Source organism: Rhizobium sp. CC1099 (genome assembly GCF_029714385.1).
Classification (GTDB): Bacteria; Pseudomonadota; Alphaproteobacteria; order Rhizobiales; family Rhizobiaceae; genus Rhizobium.
This window is the reverse complement of record NZ_CP121641.1, coordinates 2,843,150-2,867,116: the sequence shown is the minus strand read 5'-3', so window position 1 is coordinate 2,867,116 and position 23,967 is coordinate 2,843,150. Positions and strand designations below refer to the sequence as shown.

16 protein-coding genes and 4 pseudogenes are annotated in these 23,967 nt (G+C 53.8%); 15 read left to right on the top strand and 5 right to left on the bottom strand.

What is annotated here, in order from left to right:
• Positions 1–161: 161 nt before the first annotated feature.
• From QA644_RS14445 to QA644_RS14435, 3 genes and pseudogenes are all read right to left on the bottom strand, one after another.
• Complete coding sequence (locus tag QA644_RS14445) at positions 162–1,589, bottom strand: mannose-1-phosphate guanylyltransferase/mannose-6-phosphate isomerase (RefSeq protein ID WP_283069155.1); 1,428 nt, start codon at positions 1,587–1,589, stop codon at positions 162–164.
• 33 nt (positions 1,590–1,622) lie between these two features.
• Positions 1,623–3,049, bottom strand: a pseudogene (locus QA644_RS14440) (phosphomannomutase).
• Between the two features lie 69 nt (positions 3,050–3,118).
• Positions 3,119–3,796: a CatB-related O-acetyltransferase gene (locus QA644_RS14435; RefSeq protein ID WP_283069153.1), complete on the bottom strand. Its 678-nt coding sequence runs from the start codon at positions 3,794–3,796 to the stop codon at positions 3,119–3,121.
• Between the two features lie 280 nt (positions 3,797–4,076).
• Between QA644_RS14435 and QA644_RS14430 the strand changes: the two genes are divergently transcribed.
• The 10 genes and pseudogenes from QA644_RS14430 to QA644_RS14385 form a co-directional block, all read left to right on the top strand.
• A complete protein-coding gene (locus QA644_RS14430) occupies positions 4,077–5,066 on the top strand; it encodes a KpsF/GutQ family sugar-phosphate isomerase (protein WP_283069151.1) in 990 nt (329 codons plus the stop codon).
• Positions 5,067–5,220: 154 nt separating this feature from the next.
• Positions 5,221–5,904 carry a glycosyltransferase gene (locus tag QA644_RS14425; protein WP_239597569.1) on the top strand — a complete coding sequence of 228 codons (684 nt, stop codon included), beginning with the start codon at positions 5,221–5,223 and terminating at the stop codon, positions 5,902–5,904.
• 364 nt (positions 5,905–6,268) lie between these two features.
• Positions 6,269–7,075 (top strand): ABC transporter permease, encoded by an 807-nt coding sequence (locus QA644_RS14420; RefSeq protein ID WP_283069149.1) that lies wholly within the window; start codon positions 6,269–6,271, stop codon positions 7,073–7,075.
• Complete coding sequence (locus tag QA644_RS14415; RefSeq protein WP_283069148.1) at positions 7,072–7,740, top strand: ABC transporter ATP-binding protein; 669 nt, start codon at positions 7,072–7,074, stop codon at positions 7,738–7,740. Before QA644_RS14420 ends, QA644_RS14415 begins: the two co-directional genes overlap by 4 nt.
• Positions 7,733–9,082 carry an RkpR, polysaccharide export protein gene (locus tag QA644_RS14410; protein ID WP_283069146.1) on the top strand — a complete coding sequence of 450 codons (1,350 nt, stop codon included), beginning with the start codon at positions 7,733–7,735 and terminating at the stop codon, positions 9,080–9,082. Before QA644_RS14415 ends, QA644_RS14410 begins: the two co-directional genes overlap by 8 nt.
• 178 nt (positions 9,083–9,260) lie before the next feature.
• Complete coding sequence (locus QA644_RS14405; protein WP_283069144.1) at positions 9,261–10,085, top strand: hypothetical protein; 825 nt, start codon at positions 9,261–9,263, stop codon at positions 10,083–10,085.
• Positions 10,086–10,124: 39 nt separating this feature from the next.
• Positions 10,125–12,815, top strand: coding sequence for a glycosyltransferase family 29 protein (locus QA644_RS14400; RefSeq protein WP_283069143.1), 2,691 nt, complete (start codon positions 10,125–10,127; stop codon positions 12,813–12,815).
• Positions 12,805–13,704 (top strand): hypothetical protein, encoded by a 900-nt coding sequence (locus QA644_RS14395; protein WP_239597580.1) that lies wholly within the window; start codon positions 12,805–12,807, stop codon positions 13,702–13,704. Before QA644_RS14400 ends, QA644_RS14395 begins: the two co-directional genes overlap by 11 nt.
• A 76-nt stretch (positions 13,705–13,780) precedes the next feature.
• Positions 13,781–14,209, top strand: coding sequence for a hypothetical protein (locus QA644_RS14390; protein ID WP_283069141.1), 429 nt, complete (start codon positions 13,781–13,783; stop codon positions 14,207–14,209).
• Positions 14,210–14,256: 47 nt separating this feature from the next.
• Positions 14,257–14,940: pseudogene (locus QA644_RS14385) on the top strand (transposase); the annotation flags it as partial.
• Between the two features lie 16 nt (positions 14,941–14,956).
• On the opposite strand, the pseudogene QA644_RS14380 reads toward QA644_RS14385, so the two are convergent.
• Positions 14,957–16,314, bottom strand: a pseudogene (locus QA644_RS14380) (IS5 family transposase).
• A gap of 177 nt (positions 16,315–16,491) precedes the next feature.
• On the opposite strand from QA644_RS14380, the pseudogene QA644_RS14375 reads away from it, so the two are divergent.
• The 4 genes and pseudogenes from QA644_RS14375 to QA644_RS14360 form a co-directional block, all read left to right on the top strand.
• Positions 16,492–17,010, top strand: a pseudogene (locus QA644_RS14375) (integrase core domain-containing protein); the annotation flags it as partial.
• Between the two features lie 125 nt (positions 17,011–17,135).
• Positions 17,136–17,750, top strand: a complete 615-nt coding sequence (locus QA644_RS14370) for a hypothetical protein (protein WP_283069139.1) — start codon at positions 17,136–17,138, stop codon at positions 17,748–17,750.
• 358 nt (positions 17,751–18,108) lie between these two features.
• Positions 18,109–20,256 (top strand): M10 family metallopeptidase C-terminal domain-containing protein, encoded by a 2,148-nt coding sequence (locus tag QA644_RS14365; RefSeq protein WP_283069137.1) that lies wholly within the window; start codon positions 18,109–18,111, stop codon positions 20,254–20,256.
• A 520-nt stretch (positions 20,257–20,776) separates the two neighbouring features.
• Positions 20,777–21,445 (top strand): FkbM family methyltransferase, encoded by a 669-nt coding sequence (locus tag QA644_RS14360; protein ID WP_283069136.1) that lies wholly within the window; start codon positions 20,777–20,779, stop codon positions 21,443–21,445.
• A 124-nt stretch (positions 21,446–21,569) separates the two neighbouring features.
• Here the strand turns inward: QA644_RS14360 and QA644_RS14355 are convergent.
• Positions 21,570–22,759 (bottom strand): IS3 family transposase gene (locus QA644_RS14355; RefSeq protein WP_283069134.1). Its coding sequence is split into 2 segments (ribosomal slippage): positions 21,570–22,510 and positions 22,510–22,759, totalling 1,191 coding nucleotides; the frame shifts between segments, so codons are not numbered across the junction.
• A gap of 724 nt (positions 22,760–23,483) precedes the next feature.
• Between QA644_RS14355 and QA644_RS14350 the strand changes: the two genes are divergently transcribed.
• Complete coding sequence (locus QA644_RS14350) at positions 23,484–23,861, top strand: hypothetical protein (protein ID WP_239597616.1); 378 nt, start codon at positions 23,484–23,486, stop codon at positions 23,859–23,861.
• Positions 23,862–23,967 lie beyond the last annotated feature (106 nt).

Here is a 23,967-nt window from a genome sequence, read left to right as displayed (position 1 = left end):
TCGGCGGCAGCGCGATGACTCAAGTCGCGGATCGTCGCTCTGGCACTGGAGCAGGCGCGGCGGTAATCGCATGCCGGATTGGTCACTGGCCGTAGCTAATGGCGCCGAGGGGATCGCATGAACGGTCTCGCCGCAACGACACGCCAGTCCACTAGTCCCAGTCAGCTGCGCCCAAACTCGTCGACGATGCGGATGATATCGTCCTCGCCGAGGTAGGAGCCGGTCTGCACTTCGATCAGTTCGAGCAAGATCTTGCCCGGGTTTGCGAGGCGGTGCACCTCGCCGAGCGGGATATAGACAGACTCGTTTTCCCGCAGCATCTGCACATTCTCGCCGATCGTCACCTCGGCCGTGCCCTTGACGACGATCCAATGTTCCGAGCGGTGGTGATGCTTCTGCAGCGAGAGCTTCTTGCCGGGTGTGACGAAGATGCGCTTCACCTGGAAACGGTCGCCGTTGAAGATCGAGGTATAACCGCCCCACGGCCGGTACGAGGTCGGATGGGTTTGCGTCAGTTTCGACGTCGCGGGCAGGGCGGCGAGCGTCTTGACGAGATCGCCGACGCTCTGGCTGTCCTGCAGCTTGCCGACATAGACGGCATCCTCACTGGCGATCACCGCGACATCTTCCATCCCCTGGACGGCAAGATGCACGCCGTGGCTCATCACCAGCGAGTTGCGGCTGTTGACAAGCGTCGTATTGGCGGTCGCGACATTGCCGTTCGGGTCGCGCGTCCCGGTTTTCCAGACGGAATCCCAGCTGCCGAGATCCGACCATTTGAAGGGCGAGGGCACGACAGCGGCATTGGCCGTCTTTTCCATGATCGCATAGTCGATCGAGATACTGGGGGCCTTCGCAAAGGATTGGGCGTCGAGACGGACGAAGTCGAGATCGCGCGCGGCCTTTGCGACAGCGTCGCTGACCGCGGTCATGACGTCCGGGGCGTACTCGGATATCTCGGTGAGCAGCGAGTCGATCTGGAACATGAACATGCCGGAATTCCAGTAGAAGCCGCCGGCAGCCACCATCTCCTTTGCCTTGTCCAAGGGCGGCTTTTCGATGAAGCGCTTCACGGTCTGTGCGCCTGCCGAAAGGTTCTCGCCGCCTTCGATATAGCCGTAGCCGGTTGCCGGCTCGGTCGGCTCGATGCCGAAGGTCACGAGCTTGCCGCTGGCGGCCGTTTCGCGCGCGGCGCGGACGCTGTCGAAATAGCTTTGATCGGCGACGATCTCATAGTCCGAGCCAAGCACGTGCATGATCACGTCCTTGCCGAAAAGGTCGGCAACGAGGGCGGCAGCGGCGGCAACGGCGGGTGCGGTGTTGCGGGCAACCGGCTCCAGCAGGATCGCCTTCAGCGCGTGATCGAGTTCGCGGGCCTGTTCGGCCACGAGGAAGCGGAATTCCTCATTGGTCAGCACGACCGGTGCTTCGTAGAGGGCCGGATCGGAGACGCGGGCGAGCGTTTCCTGAAACAGCGTCTTGTCGCCGATGAACTGAATGAACTGCTTGGGGGCTGCAGCGCGCGACAGCGGCCACAGGCGTGTGCCCTTGCCTCCTGCCATGATCACGGGAACGATCTTTTGCGTCATCGGGTGCGTTTCCTCAAAATCTTCTGTCTTCAATCAGTTCTGTCCGGCCCACTGCCTGATCCGGCTCAGTCCGGCTTCAAGCAACTGGCTTGCGGCATGTTCGGTTTGCGCTTCGACGTAGCAGCGCATCTCCGGCGCGTTGCCCGAGGGGCGAAAGTGGATGATGCGCCTGTCGGCCAGCGTGACGCGCAAGCCGTCGATGTCGCTCGCCGTGGACGGGCTTCCAAGGGGCTTCAGGAAATCCGCCAGGTTTTCCGGCAAGGCGCGCAGGTAAGCCATCAATTTTGCGCTCGTCTCGACGGGGAAGTTCTCCAGCCGATCGGCCGCCGCGATCGGGAGATTGTAGGAAGCGGCAATGACCGACAGCGGCTTCTTTTGCGCCGCTGCCAGCGCAAGGACTGCCAGGATCGGCAGGAAGCAGTCGCGTGTCGGCAGTGCCTCCAGCGTCCTGCCATTGACGCTGAAATCCGAACCGGTCAGCAGGCCGCCATTGGCCTCGAAGCCCATCACGCGGTCCTTGCCCGCGAAGATCGCCTCCTGCATGCCGGCGATGACGAAGGGTGAGCCGACGCGCGTGCGGGCGACGGCAAAGGCGCCGGCGGCTTCGATGCCGGAGTTGGAGGTGACAGGCGTGACCACGGTCCCGGCATCCAGGAAATTCGCAGTGATCAGCCCCAGCAAGTCGCCGCGCAGGGGCGTGCCGTTCTCATCCGTCACCAGTGGCCGGTCGCCGTCGCCATCGGCCGAAACGAGCGCATCAAGGGTCAGCGACTGCGCCCAATCCTTGAGGAGCGCAACGGTCTGCGTCGAAACGGCTTCGGTATCGACCGGGATGAAGGTCTCCGATCGTCCAAGCGCGATGGCTTCGGCGCCGTAGTGCGACAACAGCTGCACCATCATGTCGCGGGCAACGGTGCTATGCTGATAGACGCCGATCCTTTGGCCGGAAAGGGCATTTTTGGAGAGAATGCCGGCATTGCGGGCCATGAAGGCTCTAGCGCAGTCGCCGGACCGGTCCTCGACCTTCGCTTTTTCCGCCATTGCCTCTTCAGGCAGGGAGCGGTCGAGCTTGACTGCAAGATCGGAAATCGCGGCTTCGTCCGCCTTGTCGATCTCGCCATCGGGTCGGTAGAATTTGATGCCGTTGCGGTCCGCCGGGATGTGCGAGCCGGTGATCATCAGGCTCGCGGCCTTGTTTCGGGATCCATAAAATGCCAGCGCTGGTGTCGGGACGGTGCCGCAATCGGCGACCCTGAAGCCAAGCCCGGTCAGCGCGAGAGCGCATGTCGCAGCGATTGCAGGGCTGGAATCGCGAAAATCGCGGCCGAGCATGACGAGGTCGCCTTCTTGCGCGCGCCCGCTCTCAAGAAGATATTGCCCGAACGCTGTCGCGTAGACCATCGACGCCCTGCTTCCAGATCGGCGGAAAGGCCGCGCAGGCCGCTTGTTCCAAATTTCATGCGTGTTAAGCCTTTGCTCAATGTCTCAGAGATGAATCGGGGGCACGGTTCGCCGATTCTCGCTCAAGGTCAGATCACTAGTGGCACGTACTTTCGCGGCAAAGGTTGTAGACCGGCCGCAATGCGTTGTTCGAGGATATCGAGCGCTTCGTCCGGGCGGCTGAACGGTAGTCCGCTTAGATCGATGGCGTCGAAGCGATGCCACTTTATCTTAAGCATCCTGCCAATCAGCTTGTCCGAGAACCGCATCCTGATCAGCTTCGCCGGTACTCCGCCAACGATAGCGTAAGGAGGCACAGATTTAGTGACGACGGACCCCGCAGCGATGATCGCTCCGTCCCCGACCTCCACGCCACTTAGGATGGAAACATCGCCGCCAATCCAGACGTCGTTACCGATCTTGGGAATCCCCTTTTCCAATGATGGATCATTTTCAGGCGATCTTCCCTCGGGTACGAATGTCGTAGACCAGCCTGTCCAATCGAGCTTACCGGGGGCGTATTGAAAGGGCGAGGTGCTTAACCAGTTGACCGGGTGGGAGTCTGCACCCACCACCAAGCCTGGCGCAATGCTGCAATATCGACCTATCTTGGAGAGATTCCATATATCGGACCGAAATACGTAGGAATAAGCGCCGATCCGGATATCGCGCCGGAAGAGAATGGGGCCAGCAAGCTTTACAGGCTTTTCGCATTCGACTTTGACATTCGGTGCGATCTTGACTTTTTTTGCGAAGACGCCGTCCAATAATTCTCTTCCTATTAGTGCGGGACAGGTTCAGAAATCTGGAGCTTTGAAGCCCAAGTCAAGTCATAAATCAATGCTGAACTTTCCAAGAGTTTCCGCGCAGAGTCGATAAATGTGGCCAATTCCAAAAACGTTATAGTGGTAGGAGTTTCTAAAGCTGCGGCCGTCTGCGCGGCCGGCCCGCATCCATGAAGCCTGCCTACCTGGCTGCTTAAAAACGCACGCCTGAAACGCGAGTGAGGCAATGGACAAGTCGGAAGGAAGTCGCTAATTCCCACGTATGACTGAAGCAGCGTTAACCTTCGTCGACAATGGAGCTATAGCGTCCGCATTGCGGACGATAAGCACCGAAAGCCGCGCGCTCGAAGCAATAGGGCAGGCGCTTAATACATCGCTCGCTGGCTCCTTCGCGAAAGCGGTAGAGCTCATCCTGCGGTTGACTGGACGTGTCATTGTCACCGGAGTGGGGAAAAGCGGACACATCGGAGCGAAGATCGCTGCGACGCTTGCATCGACGGGCACCCCGGCATTCTTCGTTCACGCGGCCGAATCAAGCCACGGGGATCTTGGCATGATCGGCAGTGGCGACATTGTCATCGCACTTTCCAAAAGTAGTGCTGAGTTGCGTAATATCATTAATTGTTCGCGGCGATTTTCGCTTCCGCTCATAGCAATGACGTTTTCACAGCAGTCAACGTTGTCATCGGCCGCTGACGTCACTCTTCTCCTGCCCACTGTTGAAGAAGCTTGTCCACATCGTCTGGCGCCTACGACCTCGGCGATAGTGCAACTCGCGCTCGGCGACGCTCTCGCTATCGCGTTGCTCGAGGCAAGAAACTTTTCCGCTCAGGATTTCAAGGTGTTTCACCCTGGCGGAAAGCTCGGCGCTAGTTTTACGCGTGTGGAGGACGTTATGCATGTCGGAAGGCGCGTTCCGCTAGTATTTGCGGGAACCCCACTACCTGAGGCCGTCACCGTCCTTTCACAAAAGCACTTCGGCTGCATCGCCATTTTGAGCCGAGACCGGCGTCTTCGCGGGATCGTGACACAGGGCGATATCGCCAAAAAGATAAAGAGTGGCCTCTCTGATCTACTTGTCGACGACATCATGACACGAGAGCCGAAGACCATAAGGCCGCGGGAATTCGTCGAAAATGCGTTGCCAGTTATGGAGCAATACAAAATAGGAGCCCTCATTGTCGTCGATGAGGAAAATCACCTGCTTGGTCTCATACATTTCCATGATCTGTTGAGATTAGGCGTGGCCTAAAGGCTTTAAATCATGAAGAGGGATGAGGTGGATGTTTTTATTCGAACGTAACTGTTGCCCGTTAATTGCTCGCGGTGCGTATGACATGCTCTGTCGAATAATCGACTGATAAGCGTTTGGCAGTCGGCCATCAAATTAATGAAGAGGAAAAGATATGACTGAGACAGCCCGTGTATTTGTGGGATTTGATAGTAAGGAAGTGGTAGCGTACCATGTGCTTTGCCAGAGTATTCTTGAAAAGAGTTCGATTCCGGTAGAGTTCATTCCCATCGCGCTTCCCACTCTGGATGGCATCTTCACACGCGAAAGAAATCCCCTTCAGTCGACGGAGTTCTCTTTCTCGCGCTTCCTCGTTCCATATCTCAGCAGCTACAAGGGCTGGTCTCTTTTTGCAGATTGCGACATGCTGATGCGAACGGATATCGCTGAGCTCTGGAAATTGCGTGATGATCGCTACAGCGCCATGTGCGTAAAACATGATTACGTACCAAAGGTGGAAACGAAGTTTCTCGGTCAGGTGCAAACGAAATATGAAAAGAAGAACTGGTCCAGCGTCATTCTTTTCAACAATGCCAAATGTGAGAAACTGTCACTGGACTATGTCAATAGCGCCACCGGCCTCGAACTGCATCAGTTTAAATGGCTTCAATCCGACGACTTGATCGGTGAACTGCCGCGGACCTGGAATTGGCTGGTTAACGAATACGAATACAATGAAAGCGCGGATCTGGTGCATTTTACCGACGGCGGTCCCTATTTCACTGAATATAAAGACGACGATTATGCCGACGAGTGGTTTGCTGCGCGTGACCATGTTCTGCATGTGACGCAAAGATAGCAGTTCGGGGAGCGGGGATTGTTGCGATGACGCTACCTGGCCGTCGCACGGCCGGATAGGTACGCATTGCCGTAAGGTCGTATCTTTAGCGGGCGCCATTGTCGAGGGAGTGGCCTCCAGGAGAGCCGATCAAAGTGTTCAATTCGCTGTCGTGACACGTTTAATATTGAGCCACGAGATATCTTGAAGAATAGGGCGCAGATCCCGAGAACGTCGACGCAAAGTGACGTCATTTTTGTTAGGTCCAAAAGTTTACGGCGCCTCACTCATTTGACAAAATTGCCGTGCACCAACAATATCAGCTCGATGGAGGTAGGCGAGGGGATGCGGGAACTCAAGCAAGACTTAAAGGCGGCGTGGTTGAATGTCTGAGTTCGTAGGAAACGAGGGCGACGTTGACAGCAGACAGCTCTTCCGAACCCACGTTCGAGTTGTTGGCGCTCTACTTGTGCGGGAAATGGCGTCGCGCTTCGGAAGCAAGCCTGGTGGCTATCTTTGGGCGTTTTTAGATCCCGCTGCTCACATCACGCTGCTTTCCTTACTCTTCGGTTCGATCTCTCGCCGGCCCGTCTTAGGGTCGAGCTTTCCCCTATTCTTTGCCACGGGTTTTCTGGCTTTTCAATTCTATGCCGCTATGAGTGGCTACATCAACGGCGCAGTTAAATCGAACCGCTCGCTGTTGAGCTATCCGTCCGTCGCACCAATCGATACGATTTTGGCGCGGCTTATCCTTCAACTAGTCACCACAGTAGTCGTGGCAGCGATTGTCCTCGCTATCATTTCGGCGATGTTGCCCGTTCCTCCGACGTTGAACTGGATTGCGCTATCGCAAGCGGTGGTCTCTGCCAGCGCTATCGGCCTCGGGATCGGTCTCTTCAACAACGTGGCGTTTCAGAATGGCTTGTATGAAAAGGTCTTCAAGATCGTCACACGCCCGCTATATCTCATTAGCGGCGTATTTTTCCTACCAGATGCGTTACCATATCCTTACCGAGACATAGTACTACTGAACCCGCTTTGCCACGTAGTAATGCTGTTCCGCGTTGGATTTTATCCAGAGTACAACCCGCAATCTTTGGATGTAACATATCTGAGCATTTTCAGCGCGATTACGGTGTTTATCGGAATGTCGTTCTTCACCTTTTTCAAATCGACTCTGAGAAGCGAATGATCATTTTCGACAGAGCTACAAAAATTGTGCGGGCGAAAGGCATCGCCAAGACAATTATCGATAATGTTGATTTCACTATCGAGAAAGGTCAAAGCGTCGGTCTGTTGGGCAGGAATGGAGCAGGAAAATCAACCCTTCTTCGATTGATAGCGGGAACCATGCAATTGGACAGCGGGCGGATCATCCGCCGAGCAAGGGTTTCCTGGCCGCTCGGTTTTGCCGGAAGTTTTCAAAGCTCCATGACAGGTGAGCAGAACGTGAGATTCGTCGCGCGAGTGTATGGCGTCGATACCGAAGCTTTGATAGATTATGTTAGGGACTTTGCGGAGTTGGGACCATTTTTTAGATCACCGGTTTCCATTTATTCATCAGGCATGAAGGCGCGTTTAGCGTTCGGCTTGTCCCTTGGAATTAAGTTCGATTATTATCTCGTCGATGAAATTACGGCAGTTGGTGACGTGGCCTTCAGAACGAAATGCAGAGCGGTCTTCAATGAGAGATTAAAGGATTCGAATGTGATCATGGTTTCGCATTCGACCTCGACAATCCGAGACTATTGCCAGTCAGGCATCGTTCTCGAGAATGGGAAGCTTCAGTATTTCAACGATGTTAAAGATGCCATCAAGGATCATGATTTCAATATGAAGGCTACACTGAGTGACTGAAACCTTTCTAAAACCTGATGGCGATCATTTGCCGGTATCCGCGCGGGCTGAGAATTCGCGCGCCATTGCAGTCGACCGAGCAAAAACAGAACCAAACTTCCGCCTCCTTTTCGAGATCCCGAATGAATCTACGACCCTGTCGCCAAAGCCATCTTCAGCGCAACCGCTGATTAGAGAGATTCCTGGTGTCGTCGATCCGGACAAGCTGAGCGGCACGAAACCTCCCCTTAAAATCAAGCTGCGACACCGCGTCATTGCGCTGTCGTTTATCGCAGTTGTCGCGCTTCCAGCAGCCGTCACTTCGGGATACTTGGCCTTCATCGCAGCAGATCAATATGATAGCTCGGCTTCTTTCGCCGTGCGCAGCATTCAATCGGCAGCTGCAACGGATATATTAGGCATGTTCTCGCAGGCGTCGCCGTCAAGTACGGTTGGGGACAGCTTCATTTTAATGGAATACATCCGCAGCAAGGAAATGGTCGCCGAGCTGGAACGACATTTCGACCTGGACAAATTGTTTGAGCGGAGGGGCCTGGACTTTTTCTTTGCGATGCCATCTGGCCTTCCGATCGAAGAGAAAGTCGAATATTGGCGCCGCATGGTTGATATTAGATTCGACCAGTCCTCGGGAATTATCACGCTCCAGGTAAAGACTTTCGATCCCAGCGACTCCGAGAGAGTAGCGCAATTCGTTGTGGAAAGAAGCGAAAGATTGATCAACGATCTCTCTGCTAAAGGACGCCTTCAGGTGCTTGTCGGGGCAAAAGCAGAGGTCGCCAGTGCGGAGAAACGTATCGCGGATGCTCGGAGGGCGGTCAGAGATTACAGAACCATTACGCAGGAAGTAGACCCAGTTGAGGGTGCCAAGCTGGCCGCGCAACTCATCGCCGGTCTTGAAACACGTTTAGCTGATTTGAACACTGCCATGGCTTCCGCTCGAAAGCAGATGAGTGACGGTTCTCCGCGGATAAGGGTTATGGCCACGGAAATTGAGAGTATTAAACGGCAGATCGATACGGAACGGCAGCGGCTTGGAAGCGGAAACTTACAAGATAAGGGCAATGTTTCCGATGTCGCGGGCCGCATACAGAAGTACGAGACGCTAGAAACGGAACGGGAATTCGCTGATCGGGCCTATACATCAGCTCTTGCTGGACTAGAAAAGGCGCGCATTGATGCCGGCGCTCATGAACGCTATCTCGCCGTCTTCGTACCTCCGACTCCCTCAGAGATCGCTCAGTATCCTAGGCGCCTTCTTCTGGCCCTTCTCGTGCTTTTCGGCTGCCTTATGGCGTGGGGAGTCGGTGTGATGGGCTATTACAATATCCGTGATCGCGCTTAGGATTGCGTTTCTTCTCAACAAGTTTGGATCGGGTTCAAATTTTGTAACGGCATTCCAGATGCTCGGCAAAAAACTATTGCCGAAGATTCGTCCGGCTCGTAAAAGCTGTAGCAGCCTACTGACGAGTCCGCAAAGCGCCACTCAGACGCGATCCTAAAATTACAACGGATTTAGAAATATGCTCCTATCGAAGTTCTGGCCCGCGACCAAGCTGCGCCACGTTGTTGTCACGACATTTCACGAGAAAGGTTATAACGAGTACGGAAAGCGCTGCATCGAAACGTTCTTGGAATATTGGCCGTCGGACGTTGCGCTCTGGGTTTACGCGGAAGATGTCCGGGTCGAGATATCCGACCCTAGAGTGACGGTATTTGATCACAACGCTACGCTTCCCAAGCTTCAAGTGTTTCGCCGGCTGTATAAAGACAATCCCTCCGCGAACGGGCAGAATCCCAAGAAAAAAAAGGCGGAGTACAACTTTCGATGGGATGCGATCCGTTTCTCGAACAAGGTATTTGCAGTAACTGATGCGATCCGCCGTGCGCACGGCATTGCAGATCAATTGATTTGGCTTGACGCTGATACCGTCACGCATCGAGAATTGCCGCATTCGCTAATCGATAAGCTCGCTCCGCGAGGGCGTCAGCTATCAGCTTATCTGAATCGCATGAGTTATCCGGAATGTGGCTGGGTCGGATACAACCTGAATCACATGAAAATCATGGATTTCGCAGAGAGGTTTGAACAAAGCTATCTCTCCGGGGACTTCCTTAAACTGAAAGAGAATCATGATAGCTATGTGTTTTGGAAGATTGTTTCCGCTATGGAACAGGATCGCGAAGCCAAGTTCAAGTTTCTCGGTTCGCGTTTTGCCCGGGGGCACATCTTTATCAATAGCGTCTTGGGAGGCTATATGGATCATCTCAAGGGCGATCGCAAAGCAGAGGGCAAGAGTAGGGCCAGCGACCTTAGCAAAAAACGCTCCGAACTGTGGTGGAGCTAATACCATGTATATCTGGTCTATTTGCTAAGTATGGTTGACATGAAGCTCAAGAAGATAGGTAATGTTGAAGCAAATTATAGCTTTTGGCAGGTTCTAGTTGTTTGTAGCGGACAGGAATTCCTTGATAGTGGCGAGGACCTTATCGCGTCCTTTGAGATAAACTCTCCTGATGTTCGTCTCGTCCTCTGCCTGACTGATGACCTCTTGGCTGCACGTGAGCTCCTCAAATCGCTTGCCCAAAAATTGATCGCCCTCAGCATGTACGAGTTAGAACTCGACGGCGACGTCGACGACAATCAACGTGCGCTGCCATATCAGATTGCCAGAAACGTTCTTTTGCAAACGCGTCTTCCGACGCTCTTGTTGGAATCGTGTTCGTTTGTCCGGCGCGATATAACTCTGTTGCCAGCTGAATTGCAGAAGGCCGACTGTGCATTGAAATTGCGTTTCAACAGGAAGGGCATCTCCCAAAAGGTCTTAACTAATACTCTCTGGCTGCTCCCAAATTCCCGTGTCGACCGTTTCCTTGCACAGGCGATTTCCGGGATGGCCAAGACGACCTCTGAAAATGAGGAGAGGAAGGCGGTATATAAGGCGCTGCAGGCCTGCAGAGGCTTTTTAAAGGTCGCGGCGCTGCCTGGACGTTATGCGGACCGGAGCCATAAGCACGAAGGGTTCATCTGGGTCCGACTTCCCAAAGAAAAGGCAGAGACGACAGCAGCAAGAGAATTCCGCGAAAAAACCAGAGCGCGCTTCGCTCGCCCTCCAGAAGTTATCATCCTGCATCCCAAGCAGGATCTTGGGACGAAAAGCCATCTGGAGAACAATACGTTCAAACGTCGCGTAGAACGGCTTGCTCGACCGGGCCGAATAGCATGGCGTCAGATGGCGCGTCTTTTGGTGGAGCTTTCGTGGGAGCGAGGAAAGCCTGCCCGGCTTGTTCCCTTGCCACAATGGAAGATAACAAAGGAAGCCCTGAAGAATTACGAATTTGCGAAAACTATCTTTGTTCCCCATCTGATAAGCGCACAACTGCCGCACCCGAAGGCATACTATTACATGCAAGAGCTCGTCCCGATGCTCTTCACCGTCGACCGCAACGGATGGGGGGGGGCGTCGACAGTATATAATTCAAATGCTTTTCAGAACGCGGAAGTTGATGATCGGCTTGATGCCTTTGTTCGAATTACAAAGGCTGAGAGGATTACGAAAGCACCTCAAAATGCCGACCATCTAAATCAGTTGCCTGAGTTTGACATCCTCGCGCCCCTTCAGGTTCCTGGTGATGATGCTTTGGTCTATCATTCCGATGTATCACTCGAAAGGTTTATAGAAGAACTCGCCAAATTCGCGGAGTTATCTGGGGTGAAGGTTATGTTCCGACAACATCCGTTTGACGAAACGGATATTTTTGATCGGATGAGGAAAAAATTCGCCTCAAAAGCGGTAGTCTTCAGTCGCGCTGGCCATATTCACGATTGTCTGAGCAGAGCTAAAGTCGTCGCCGTCATCAACAGTGGCGTTGGTTTCGAGGCAATGTTGTTTGACAAACCGGTTATCACATTCGGAAGGGCGATTTATGATCCTGCTGTCTTCACGGCGGACCTGAAGTCGATCGGCAAGGTCTATTCCGCGGCGATCTCTGAAAATCCCGAAGACCGACGTGAACGTTACTCGAAGTTCATCTCGAACTATATCTACGCGGTCGGCTTCAAGCTAGACGAAGCTGTTCTCAACAAGAATGAAGACAGATCTGCCGCCCCTGCATATAGTCCAAATCCGATTCACGAAGATTTCGGTTTTGAAAAGTCACTGCAAACCCGCGGTGTAAAACTCACAAAGCCACCAGCGGGCGCAGCCATCCTCCGCCTGAAGAATGAAGCGAGTGTTCGACTTCAACGTCTTCAAAAGCTTAGCGGTATGGGTCTCAATCGTTTCAATAAACGCGTCGTCGCTCCGGCGTGGGGAAGAGCGGCGAGATTGTTGACGTCCCCTTTGTCGGAAGAAATCTTCTCCGGGAAAACCGTAGCCCTTGTCGGAAATGCTTCGTCGCTGGCAGCAGGAATTCATGGCAGCGAGATCGACGGCCATGATATAGTCATAAGAATGAATCTCGGGTATCCACTAATCGTTCGAAAGGAGATGCGTGGCGGCGACCTACCTTCGGAGTATCTCGAAGGATACTTTGTTGACAAGAAGTCGAGCGGGCAGGAAAGGCTTGCGGTTTTGCGGGAAGGTTTGGCGGTTGACACCCTGGACCGTTACTCCGGCATCCAAGCACTAGGAAAGAAAACCGATATCTGGTCTTGCTCAACGAGCGACAAAAGCAGACAGCTTTATTTTGCGCCACTGTTCAATTGCACAACTGTCGCCTGCCACCCAGCCTTTCATCATCTGTCGCCGCGGCTTTTGCTGACCAGACGGGTCAAACGGTTCCCCGCGTTTGTCTATAGAAATCTGGTGAAAGATTACAATATCGAGCCGAGCTCCGGTTTGCTTTGGATTGATTATCTGCGCCATACCGGTTTGGTGAAGCTTAATATTTATGGATTTGACTTCTTTTCGTCTGGGCATATTGCCCGAAGCATGCCTAATACGCTTGAACTTCGAGGGAAGTGGCCCCATGCGCCAGACGTCGAAAAAGAATACGTTATGAAGCTACTTGACGCTGATCCGAGAGTCCGATTAGTGCGAACTACGAATGAGGGGGAACGCAGATATGAAAAGTGATACGCTTACAACGACGCCTAAGGAGCCTCGATCCCCCGATATGGCACCACAGCTAGATGAGAAGTCGAAAGCTGTAATTGCCGACCTGGAAAGGCGCATTACGAAAGTCGAGACAAAGTTGAGGGACGTGCGTGACCTGCGGCTCGATATTGGCGTCTCGGAAATGGCACGTGAGCTTTGTGGCTATCTAAGCCCCAAAGACCCCGTTGGGCTGTCGTTTGAAAGAGTGGGAAGGGACTATGACGGCGGGTATGTCATGGTTTCTCACTTCCCGGAGAACCGTATCTGCTATTCGATCGGAATCAACCGCGATGTTTCGTGGGACAGCGACATGGCGGCGAAAGGTTACGATGTCTTTCAATATGATCACACGATTGAAGGGCTTCCTACCACGCATCCCAATTTTCATTTTGCTCGCAGAGGCATCACCGGACCGTCCCTTTCTGGAGGCGACCTCTCTAGCTTGCCAGAGGAAATCAAAAAGAACGGCCATTGCAACGAAGGGAATATGATTCTCAAAGTTGATATTGAAGGGCATGAATGGGACGTTTTCTCAGAGATGACGCCTGTAGAACTTAATCAGTTCTCGCAGATCCTCGTGGAGTGCCACAGCCTTTACAAACTCCACAAGTTGTTCTGGTTCCGTAAGGCTCGCCAAGCCCTGCTCAACCTCTCGCAAACGCACCAAGCTGTTCATATTCATGGCAACAATAATAGCGCAATGCACGTTTTGGGAGGGATTGCTGTCCCGCAGACGCTTGAGGTCACTTACCTTCGGCGAGATGTTTGTCGTTTCGAACCATGTTCCCGCAACTTTCCGACTGAACTAGATCAACCTAACAATCCTAATTTTGCTCAACATTCATTGGGCAATTTCCAGTTTCCTTGATCACCCGGAAAATCTCTTTGCGGATCGTTTTCCGACAGGAATTCATTGCTGAAATTCCACGGCAGAGGAAATGTTCGTGCAGGAAAAGCTTGTGTCATCCGGCAGTCCTTCCAGGCTGTTGGTGATTGGCGATAGCCATGCGAAGTTTTGGAGTGGTTACCAGGATAAGGGCAGGGTGACAAAAACCAGATTGCCCTTGGTTGACATCCTGCACCTCGGTCCTGTGACGGCACACAACATCAATCGGCTCGGAACGTCCACCGGTGGCAAGGAGAGACTACTCCGAAAACTAGAACGCCTTCGAAAACCCTGCCATGGTTTCATCGTCTGCGCCGGCGAGATCGATTGCCGCGCACATATTGTCAAATCTGCGGTCAAACGCAACATTGGGATCGAGGGCGCAGTTCGAGAAACTGTAAAAAGGTATTTTGAGTTCATAGACTGGCTAGTAGGGTATTATGGCCTACCTGTCCTGGTGTGGGGGCCCGTGACCTTGCCCCGTTGAAATAATCCATTTTGAAGTAAGCTCTGGCCCATTGAGAGGACCAGGGAATGAAGCGCAACCGTTTCACAGACGAACAGATTATCGGCATTCTGAAGGAGCACGAGGCGGGTACGCCTGTCTCGGAGCTTTGCCGCAAGCACGGCGTCAGCGATGCTAGTATCTATAAATGGAAGGCCAAGTTCGGCGGCATGGACGTGTCCGAAGCCAAGCGGCTGAAGACGCTGGAGGACGAGAACACGAAGCTGAAGCGGCTTCTGGCGGAAGCGATGCTCGACAATGCTGCTTTGAAAGACCTTTTGGGAAAGAAGTGGTGACGCCCGCAGCCAAGCGAAATGCTGTCGCGCATCTGATGAGCCAACATGGGATGAGCGAACGGCGGGCGTGTAAAGCCATCGGGTTTTGCCGAATGACGATTCGTTATGAGACGAGGCGCGACGATGATTATGATCTTCGCGAGCGCATGAAAACGTTGGCCCATGAACGCCGTCGCTTCGGCTATCGACGCATTCATGTGCTGCTCAGACGCGAGGGGCGGCTTGTGAACCACAAGAAGCTCTTCCGGCTCTATCGGGAGGAGAAGCTCACCGTGCGCAAGCGCGGCGGTAGGAAGCGGGCGATAGGCACACGAGCACCGATTCTGATCCCGACGGCCGCCAATGAACGCTGGTCGCTGGACTTCGTGTCGGATCAACTCACTGATGGCCGCAGGTTCCGGGTTCTAACTGGTCGATCGTGAAGAACTCGTTTTCAGGCAGGGAGATACCGCTTTGGTCGGCTCTGGAACGGGAAGAGTAGTGCGGCTAACAGACACAAAAGCTGCCTGAACCATCGCAGCAGGAGGGAGAAGTTGTATCCGGCGGCCGCCAGAACGGCATTGACGGCATCACCCTGTTCGCCAGCGAAATAATTCCGCTCCATTCTGTGTTCGCTCTTGAGGTGTCCGATGACGGGCTCGACCGCCGATCGTCGCCGCATCTGGCGTTTGATGGCGGGCGTGAGGCGGCGCTTCTGGCCGCTGGTGAAGACCCTCAGCTTGTGACTTTCGGGAGCATTATGGCCGCGGTATCCAGCATCGGCCAGAATGCGGGAGAGCTCGTTGCCGATCATCTTTTCCATATCCGGAATGACGGTCGCGAGCGTGTGGCCGTCGTAGGGATTCCGGGCAGCGCCGTCGCGTGCAGCGCGAACTGCCCGCCCTTTGAACGGTTCAGTGTTGTGGCCACGGACACCTTCACCCCGAACTCATAGGGCTTGTGCGCCTTGCCTTTACCAATGCACTCGACCTCGTCGGCATGCAGGCTGTAGATCTTGCGGCCATGCTGACGTTGCCGCTGTTCCATGACCGTTTTTGCCTGATAGACCGGCCATTTGAAGATCGCGTCGAGTTGTTCGTCGCCCGCGATCTGACGCTCGATGTCGCGAACGGTCCGACCGAGATAGGTCTTCAACTTGCGCAGCGCCTTGCCAGCCCGTTTGAATTGCTTCGCATGAGCATAGCGCTGATGCTGGATCAGGGCGAATTTACCGAGCCGAACATAGGTCTGGCGCAGGTCGAGCCCCATTTTCTTCGCCAGCCGCACCAGCCGTTCGCGCGCCCGGTGAATAAGCTTGGCATCCGTCGGGAACATGACGTTCTTCGGTTGAACGGTCGTGTCCACGATCACTTGCCGCGTATCCTGTGGCTTCATCGCGCCTGTCTTGACTGCCACTGCCAGGCTCTCCTGCAAGAGCGCGGCGATCCGCTCCTCGCCCATGCGCTGCCGCCAGCGCGTCATCGAGGAGCGGTCGAACGATAGTTCGTGCCGGAAGAACTCCTCGCCGCACAGGTACTGAAAATAGGGGTTCTCCACCCAGCGCTCGCACAGGGCCTCGTCCGACAGGTTGAACGTGTGCTTGAGAATGGCCAGCCCCGCCATGAGCCGCGTCGGCAATGGCGGCATGCCCGCTCCGTCCGAATAGACATCACCAAAACGGGCTTCCAGCACTGACCAGTCAATGGCCTGCGCCAGACGCACCAGTTCGTGCTTCATGTTGATGATCTGGTCGAGCCGGGATCGGAATAGATCCTGTTCACCCGTTTCGCGCCGTTCACGTGGTTTGCCCATGCCTGGCTCTCCGATTCACCGCGATAACCCAGTGAATCACGCTTCGCCAGCCAGGGAAACCTCAAACTGATTTTGCAAGGAAACAGCCTGTTCGGCGGCTGTTTCCTGCAACTATAAGATCTGCAGATCATTCAATTCTTACGTCAAATCAGCGGCTTCCGAGTTCTTCACGGCCGACTAACTGTCGTCGACGATTGCACCAGAGAATGCCTGGGTCTCGTCGCCGATACCTCGCTCTCCGGCCTGCGTGTTGCTCGTGAGCTGGATCGGATCATCGAGGAACGCGGAAAGCCCAAGATGATCGTCAGTGACAATGGCAGCGAATTCACCAGCAACGTGATCCTTCAATGGACGGACCGAACCAAGGTGGATTGGCATTACATCGCGCCGGGCAAACCGATCCAGAACGCCTTCATCGAGAGCTTCAATGGACGGTTGCGAGATGAGCTATTGAATGAAACGCTCTTCTCGTCACTGGCTCACGCTCGTTCAGCGCTTTCAAACTGGCGCAGCGATTACAACAATCACCGACCCCATTCGAGCCTCGGCTGGCTGACACCGGCCGAGTTCGCTCAAACCATCAATCCGCGACGTGATGCGGTGCTGCGCAGCCGAAATGGCTCCGCACCGCAACCCGCCGCTACCGCCATAAATGCAGCAACCAAAAACCGCTGGAGCGAACTCAAAATTGGATAAAACTTGGGGGCAAGGTCACCCGGCCCCACTTCTCCACCAAAGCTAAGTTCGATCCAAATTTCCCTCTCTTCGGAAGCGAGCATGAGAGAAATTATGCGACCTATCTCTTCAATCATGATGCATCAATGTACGCGAGAGACAGGGTCAACGTCGCCTTTGCTTCACTTTTTTCAGATCTAATTGATGCTGACGGGACGACGCTGCCGACAGCCCTTTTCGACGGAATCCATATAGACGCAACGTTTCTGAAATTAGCAATCGACAGAGCTACCGCCGCTCTCAGAGATGCCGGACTAGACGCTCTTTGTTCAGCGTTTAGCCCGTGGCGAATTCGACAACGTTACGCGATCCAGAACCTCTCGGCAGGAATCAGACCTATTTTTGCGCCCGATACCAATCTCGGAGTTTGCCTTAAAGATCTTCCAACCGGAAACTGCAACGTGATTTTGGAGTCTGCAGAAGCTGCGATGGTAATTGATCTGGGGGCAGAATACTTGCTGAAGATGATAGAAGTTCATTTTCCGGAGCGACCTAAAAACCGAGATGTTGCCGTCTCTGTCACATCTAGCGATATCGAGGCGAGTCTGCAGCATTTCATGGCCGAAGACCTTTCCCAGACTGGTCCACTGGTCTTTTTCCCGAATGCCCTGACTTCAGGTAGATTCGTAACTATTAGACAGGCCGGGCGGATCGAACTCGACACCGTGCGTGTCCTTGGACGCACTTTCGAGCGGCGCTGAATTCTTTAATCATTCTCATCCGCGTTCGTGGCAATTCAGCTGAACCTCACTCGTCGCATCCCTGCGTCGTGCTAGAGCTGGTCGGCGCGCTGTTTCGCTATTCGGGCAAGAGGGTGGAGCGGGTGCCGCCGAATGAAGCGCTCGTAATCCTCCTTTGTCCCTTTCTTCTCGATCATCTTAAATTCAGACCTAATTGCAGCGTCGGGATCGGGAGGGGGCGGCATAACGCTTGTTGAACTGCCGACACCCGGAAGAAGACCAAAGATGGTGACCCAGCTGTACAAAACCTGGAAGAATCTAGTATGTGTCATTCGACCTCCACCCGATATCGCCATTTTAACGTGAGAATAGCGAGAAAATGACAGGCACGAACAAGTCAGTTCAGTATAATAATCCGACAGGCACCGCATTGATTGACGGAGTCTTAAGCGGCGTCATTTGGTCGGGACCTGTCACCTATAGTTTCCCTACTAGCAGCTCAAGTTATCTTTACTCTCCGGAAAAGGACAGCGGATTTGCCGCAATTTCTGCCTCTCAAAAAAACGAGGCCCTTTTTGCGTTGGAAAAAAGCTATGGAACGGCAGCAAACGATGGATTTTCGGTGGAAGGCTTCACCAATTTAGACGTCTCAGAGGGGGGAGCGAACACAGCGAATATCCGGCTTTCGCAGTCATCGATGCCGTTAACAGCATACGCGTACTATCCCGGGTATGCCGATCAAGCCGGCGATGTATGGTTCGGCGTTCAGTACGGTTATCGAACGGCGAGCCCAGGGAACTACGCGGCACATACAGTTCTTCACGAACTGGGTCATGCTCTCGGCCTTAAGCACGGTCATGAGGCCGAAGGCTCGTTCGGTGTTCTCCCGTCAAACTATGATTCCCTTGAGTTTTCCGTTATGACCTATAGAAGCTATGTGGGGGGTGATCCAAGCTACAGTTATGAAGAATACGGTGCGCCGCAATCCTACATGATCTCTGACATTGCTGCGCTGCAGGAAGTGTATGGAGCAAATTACACCACTAACAGCGGCAATACTGTATATAAATGGACCCCGCAGAGCGGAGTTACATTCGTCGATGGACAGGCAGCCATAACGCCAGGTGATAACCGTATCTTTGCCACGCTATGGGATGGTGGAGGCACCGATACCTTCGATCTGACGGCCTACACGACAGCCGTAAAGGTGGACCTGAGGCCAGGGCAATCATCGAAATTCAACGCCGACCAGCTAGCCTACCTCGGGGGAGGGCCAAACGATGGCTACGCGCGAGGCAATATATTCAATTCGCTGCTTTACCATGAAAATACTGCATCGCTGATCGAGAACGTCAATGCCGGCTCGGGAAACGACGTTCTAACTGGCAATCAGGTTACTAATGTCTTGAAGGGCAACGGTGGCAACGACACCTTAAACGGAGACGCCGGCGACGATATTTTGGATGGCGGAAGTGGCAGTGACAAGCAAATTGGCGGCTCCGGATCGGATACCGCCTCTTACGGAACGTCCGCGACAGGGATCGTTGCAAGCCTTTCAAAACCGTCGCTCAATACTGGAATTGCCGCAGGAGACACGTACTCTTCAATTGAAAATCTGAGCGGCTCAAGCCACAATGACAAGCTTTTCGGAGACGCCAGTATTAGCCTTTTGTCTGGGGGAAGTGGCGATGACATCTTGGTGGGTGGTGCCGGCGCGGACAAACTTGCCGGGGGGGTAGGCTCAGACACGGCTTCTTACGAGACAGCCGGAGCAGGCGTGGTGGCTTATCTCTCGCGTCCGAGCAGCAATACCGGAGATGCGGGTGGCGATACCTATTCTTCAATCGAGAATGTTTTGGGATCAAAATACGCGGACAAGCTTTTCGGTGACAGCACCAAAAACGTGCTATCCGGTGGTGAAGGTGATGATGTACTTGTCGGCGGGGCCGGTGCTGATACATTGATTGGCGGTAGTGGTTCGGATACGGCGTCCTATGAAACAGCCGATAGCGCTGTAAAAGTTTATTTGTCAAAGCCTTCTGGCAATACGGGGGACGCGACAGGCGATGTTTTTAAATCCATCGAGAATTTAATCGGCTCGCGATACAACGATGTACTGTACGCGGATAGCGGGGTTAGCACGCTGAACGGCGGCACGGGCAACGACATCCTTTACGGAAACGACGGAGCTGACAAGCTGGTTGGCGGCGTCGGGGCGGATACGTTCCTATTCAAAGCTTTATCTGAATCGACCACCGTTTCGTATGATAGGATTTATGACTTTGCTGGAAGCGATGGTGACATGTTCGATTTGTCTGCTATCGACGCATCGGCATCGATTTCAGGAAATCAGAGTTTTAGCTGGATTGGCGTAGGGCAATTTTCAGGGCAAGCTGGCGAGCTTCGATACGACCAACTAGCCGCCGACACCAACGTCTATGGCGACGTCAACGGCGATAATGTTCCGGATTTTATGATCCATCTCGTCGAATCCCAGTCCTTGAGTAGCAGCTTCTTTTTCCTCTAAAGGAGAGACAGCGAATGCTTCTGCGATCGGTTTGGGCGAAGTCAGGCGGCAGGTCAAAGGCAAAGTGCGTTTGATCAACTCGGTTGCATTTTTCTGATCGATCGGATCCGGCATCTGACGTGATCAGGCCGACGGCCGCCGCTCCCGGCATCGCTGTGTCATAGAGTGGCTATCAAAAGTCACATGAGAGAGCCGTCCATGGAGAAGGTTAGCATAATTGATGTTGATAGAGTTTGCCGTCCCGCTGGTTGCGGCTATGGCGAAGCTTAGGCTCGCGTCGAGGCATAAGGGAAGGAAATTGTGAGCTCAGAAAAGAGAAGTAGAGGCCACTTCACATGCACTTACAGTTGACGACAACTCTCTGCGTTGCGCGCATTTCGCAGCTGGGAGTCGATAAATGACAGTAAATAAGACAACACCTTCGATCACCTCCCTGCGGGAGACGGTGACAAGAATATCCTCCCTTGTTGATCAGTTGGGTGAGGCGTCCTCTCTCGCAGGGGAAGTCGAGAAATTGAAAATGTTTGTTGAAACATTCCCATCTCACTATTTGAAGAAAATAGACGCGATGGAAAAGCCGGATTACTTGCGTAGTCTAGCAACGAATGCCAAAACGATCATCGATATCGGGGTGCACACTGGCACTCCCAGGCTCTATAAAGCCTTCAATGACTTGCCTTTCGTTTTGATCGATCCAGCTAAGGGTGCGGAGGAACGGCTGCAGCATAAGCCGAAAAACTACATTTATGTGAACAAGGCAGTCGGCGAGAGCAAGGACAAGCTCACGCTCAATGTTAATTCCTGGTTCACATCCCTCTTGGAGCCGAAGGGCGTATTCAAAACGTGGGAAGTCCTCGACCGGTATGAGGTCGAGATCGACAGACTGGATTCAATCATCGAGGACGTCGGAGCAAAGGGTCCATTCGGCGTGAAGATGGACATTCAGGGTTTCGAGCTAGCGGCCGTTCGCGGTATGACGAAGATGTGGCCGCAGGTCGATTTCCTGATTTGTGAGACCAACATCAGGAATACGGCGGAAGGAACCTACCAGTTCTCTGATCTGGTCGTCGAGCTTTTGAAGCATGATTTCGTCTTCTTCAACATCCTCAACAATTTCAAGCCAAACGCTCGTTTCTACGACGTGGTGTTCCTGCCGAGGAACAGCCAGAAGTTCAACGTTCTCGAATAGAATGCACATTAGGCACGTCTTAATCGTGAAAAGCTCGAGTCCCGGTCATCCTCACTCGCGCGACCCCAAGGCGCCGTTCAATAGTTGGGCAAATGACGTGGCAGGATGACCTTGCCCCCAAGTTTTATCCAATTTTGAGTTCGCTCCAGCGGTTTTTGGTTGCTGCATTTATGGCGGTAGCGGCGGGTTGCGGTGCGGAGCCATTTCGGCTGCGCAGCACCGCATCACGTCGCGGATTGATGGTTTGAGCGAACTCGGCCGGTGTCAGCCAGCCGAGGCTCGAATGGGGTCGGTGATTGTTGTAATCGCTGCGCCAGTTTGAAAGCGCTGAACGAGCGTGAGCCAGTGACGAGAAGAGCGTTTCATTCAATAGCTCATCTCGCAACCGTCCATTGAAGCTCTCGATGAAGGCGTTCTGGATCGGTTTGCCCGGCGCGATGTAATGCCAATCCACCTTGGTTCGGTCCGTCCATTGAAGGATCACGTTGCTGGTGAATTCGCTGCCATTGTCACTGACGATCATCTTGGGCTTTCCGCGTTCCTCGATGATCCGATCCAGCTCACGAGCAACACGCAGGCCGGAGAGCGAGGTATCGGCGACGAGACCCAGGCATTCTCTGGTGCAATCGTCGACGACAGTTAGAACCCGGAACCTGCGGCCATCAGTGAGTTGATCCGACACGAAGTCCAGCGACCAGCGTTCATTGGCGGCCGTCGGGATCAGAATCGGTGCTCGTGTGCCTATCGCCCGCTTCCTACCGCCGCGCTTGCGCACGGTGAGCTTCTCCTCCCGATAGAGCCGGAAGAGCTTCTTGTGGTTCACAAGCCGCCCCTCGCGTCTGAGCAGCACATGAATGCGTCGATAGCCGAAGCGACGGCGTTCATGGGCCAACGTTTTCATGCGCTCGCGAAGATCATAATCATCGTCGCGCCTCGTCTCATAACGAATCGTCATTCGGCAAAACCCGATGGCTTTACACGCCCGCCGTTCGCTCATCCCATGTTGGCTCATCAGATGCGCGACAGCATTTCGCTTGGCTGCGGGCGTCACCACTTCTTTCCCAAAAGGTCTTTCAAAGCAGCATTGTCGAGCATCGCTTCCGCCAGAAGCCGCTTCAGCTTCGTGTTCTCGTCCTCCAGCGTCTTCAGCCGCTTGGCTTCGGACACGTCCATGCCGCCGAACTTGGCCTTCCATTTATAGATACTAGCATCGCTGACGCCGTGCTTGCGGCAAAGCTCCGAGACAGGCGTACCCGCCTCGTGCTCCTTCAGAATGCCGATAATCTGTTCGTCTGTGAAACGGTTGCGCTTCATTCCCTGGTCCTCTCAATGGGCCAGAGCTTACTTCAAAATGGATTATTTCAACGGGGCAAGGTCAAGGATGATCGGGACGCAGGAGCTTTTTGAAGCGATGTCTACCGCTGTCACCGATTGCATTCGACTCGTAAGCGCGTAGGCGATCCCACGTAGCGTGGGCTGGATATCGCTCATTTTCTGCATGAATCATGTGGGGAATCTTATGAGCGAAAGCGTGAATCAAGATCGGACGTTCGAACTTCTGGCGGCTGAACCGGTCCGCAAGCGGCGCAAACCGCGGCCGTGGCCGGATGGAGATAAGACTATGATTTTGAGGCAGGCCTGGCTCCCGGTCGCAAATGTGTCTGCGATTCTGCGATCGCGCGTGCCCATGGAATGGATCCTTCTCAGTGCTTTGGTTGCGGCGGACAGTCATGGCGCCTGTAGCGGTTCGGCGGCTTGAAGGAGCAGGTTATGGGGACCGCTTCACGCGTTTCGAGGCGGTGCGGACAGATCTCGTTGAGATCTGTGTTGGCGACACCACGCTTCGCGTGAGTGCGGCCATGATCCGGAACTTCTGGCGTTCTCAAAGCGGTGCGTGGATCATGATCGCGTCCGGCGTCGCAAACTCGCGATCGGCCATATTCCGCCACTTTGAGAAATGTTGACGGCCTGCCATGCGTAACGCATAAGCTTGGAACTGATAGACAAGGAAACAATGCCCGCGCTCGAAAGTTGAGATATGGCTGACTACAATGAAGTTCCCGGTCCGACCCCTTTCCGTGCAATTGAAGCAGAGGTGGCGGCCATTAAGTGGAAGCAAAAAACACTCCACGTTGAGCTGATAAAAAAGGAAGGTGCAGGAAGAGTAAGGATCGTCTTCCGGGACGTGGTCGCCTGGCGTGTTCTGGATGGTTTGGCGATCGATAGTGAAGACGGTCATGTCAATACGGGTCTATCCTCCACCGGCTTGACCTACATGGTAGAGGGTGCTCATTTTTGGCAAATGCACTCAGGCCTTCTTGTTCAATTCCCGAAGGCGAAGCACTTCCGCATTGTCACGCTTGATATAGTGATCGATGCGATAGCCGAGTCAAAACCGTCGATGCTTGGTGCATAGCCTTAGCCGTGCGAGACCTGAGGTCCGGGACCGAACATGAGAAGCCCGCTCCTCTATCGGTCTTTTCTTCCTATCGGCATTATCCGTCTCGAAATTCCGGGAAATT

Coding starts and splice junctions, on each gene's coding strand:
- QA644_RS14425 (WP_239597569.1), top strand. CDS start 5,221: ATGACTGAGACAGCCCGTGTATTTGTGGGATTTGATAGTAAGGAAGTG.
- QA644_RS14445 (WP_283069155.1), bottom strand. CDS start 1,589: ATGACGCAAAAGATCGTTCCCGTGATCATGGCAGGAGGCAAGGGCACA.
- QA644_RS14395 (WP_239597580.1), top strand. CDS start 12,805: ATGAAAAGTGATACGCTTACAACGACGCCTAAGGAGCCTCGATCCCCC.
- QA644_RS14420 (WP_283069149.1), top strand. CDS start 6,269: ATGTCTGAGTTCGTAGGAAACGAGGGCGACGTTGACAGCAGACAGCTC.
- QA644_RS14350 (WP_239597616.1), top strand. CDS start 23,484: ATGGCTGACTACAATGAAGTTCCCGGTCCGACCCCTTTCCGTGCAATT.
- QA644_RS14430 (WP_283069151.1), top strand. CDS start 4,077: ATGACTGAAGCAGCGTTAACCTTCGTCGACAATGGAGCTATAGCGTCC.
- QA644_RS14400 (WP_283069143.1), top strand. CDS start 10,125: ATGAAGCTCAAGAAGATAGGTAATGTTGAAGCAAATTATAGCTTTTGG.
- QA644_RS14405 (WP_283069144.1), top strand. CDS start 9,261: ATGCTCCTATCGAAGTTCTGGCCCGCGACCAAGCTGCGCCACGTTGTT.
- QA644_RS14360 (WP_283069136.1), top strand. CDS start 20,777: ATGTTTGTTGAAACATTCCCATCTCACTATTTGAAGAAAATAGACGCG.
- QA644_RS14370 (WP_283069139.1), top strand. CDS start 17,136: ATGTACGCGAGAGACAGGGTCAACGTCGCCTTTGCTTCACTTTTTTCA.
- QA644_RS14365 (WP_283069137.1), top strand. CDS start 18,109: ATGACAGGCACGAACAAGTCAGTTCAGTATAATAATCCGACAGGCACC.
- QA644_RS14415 (WP_283069148.1), top strand. CDS start 7,072: ATGATCATTTTCGACAGAGCTACAAAAATTGTGCGGGCGAAAGGCATC.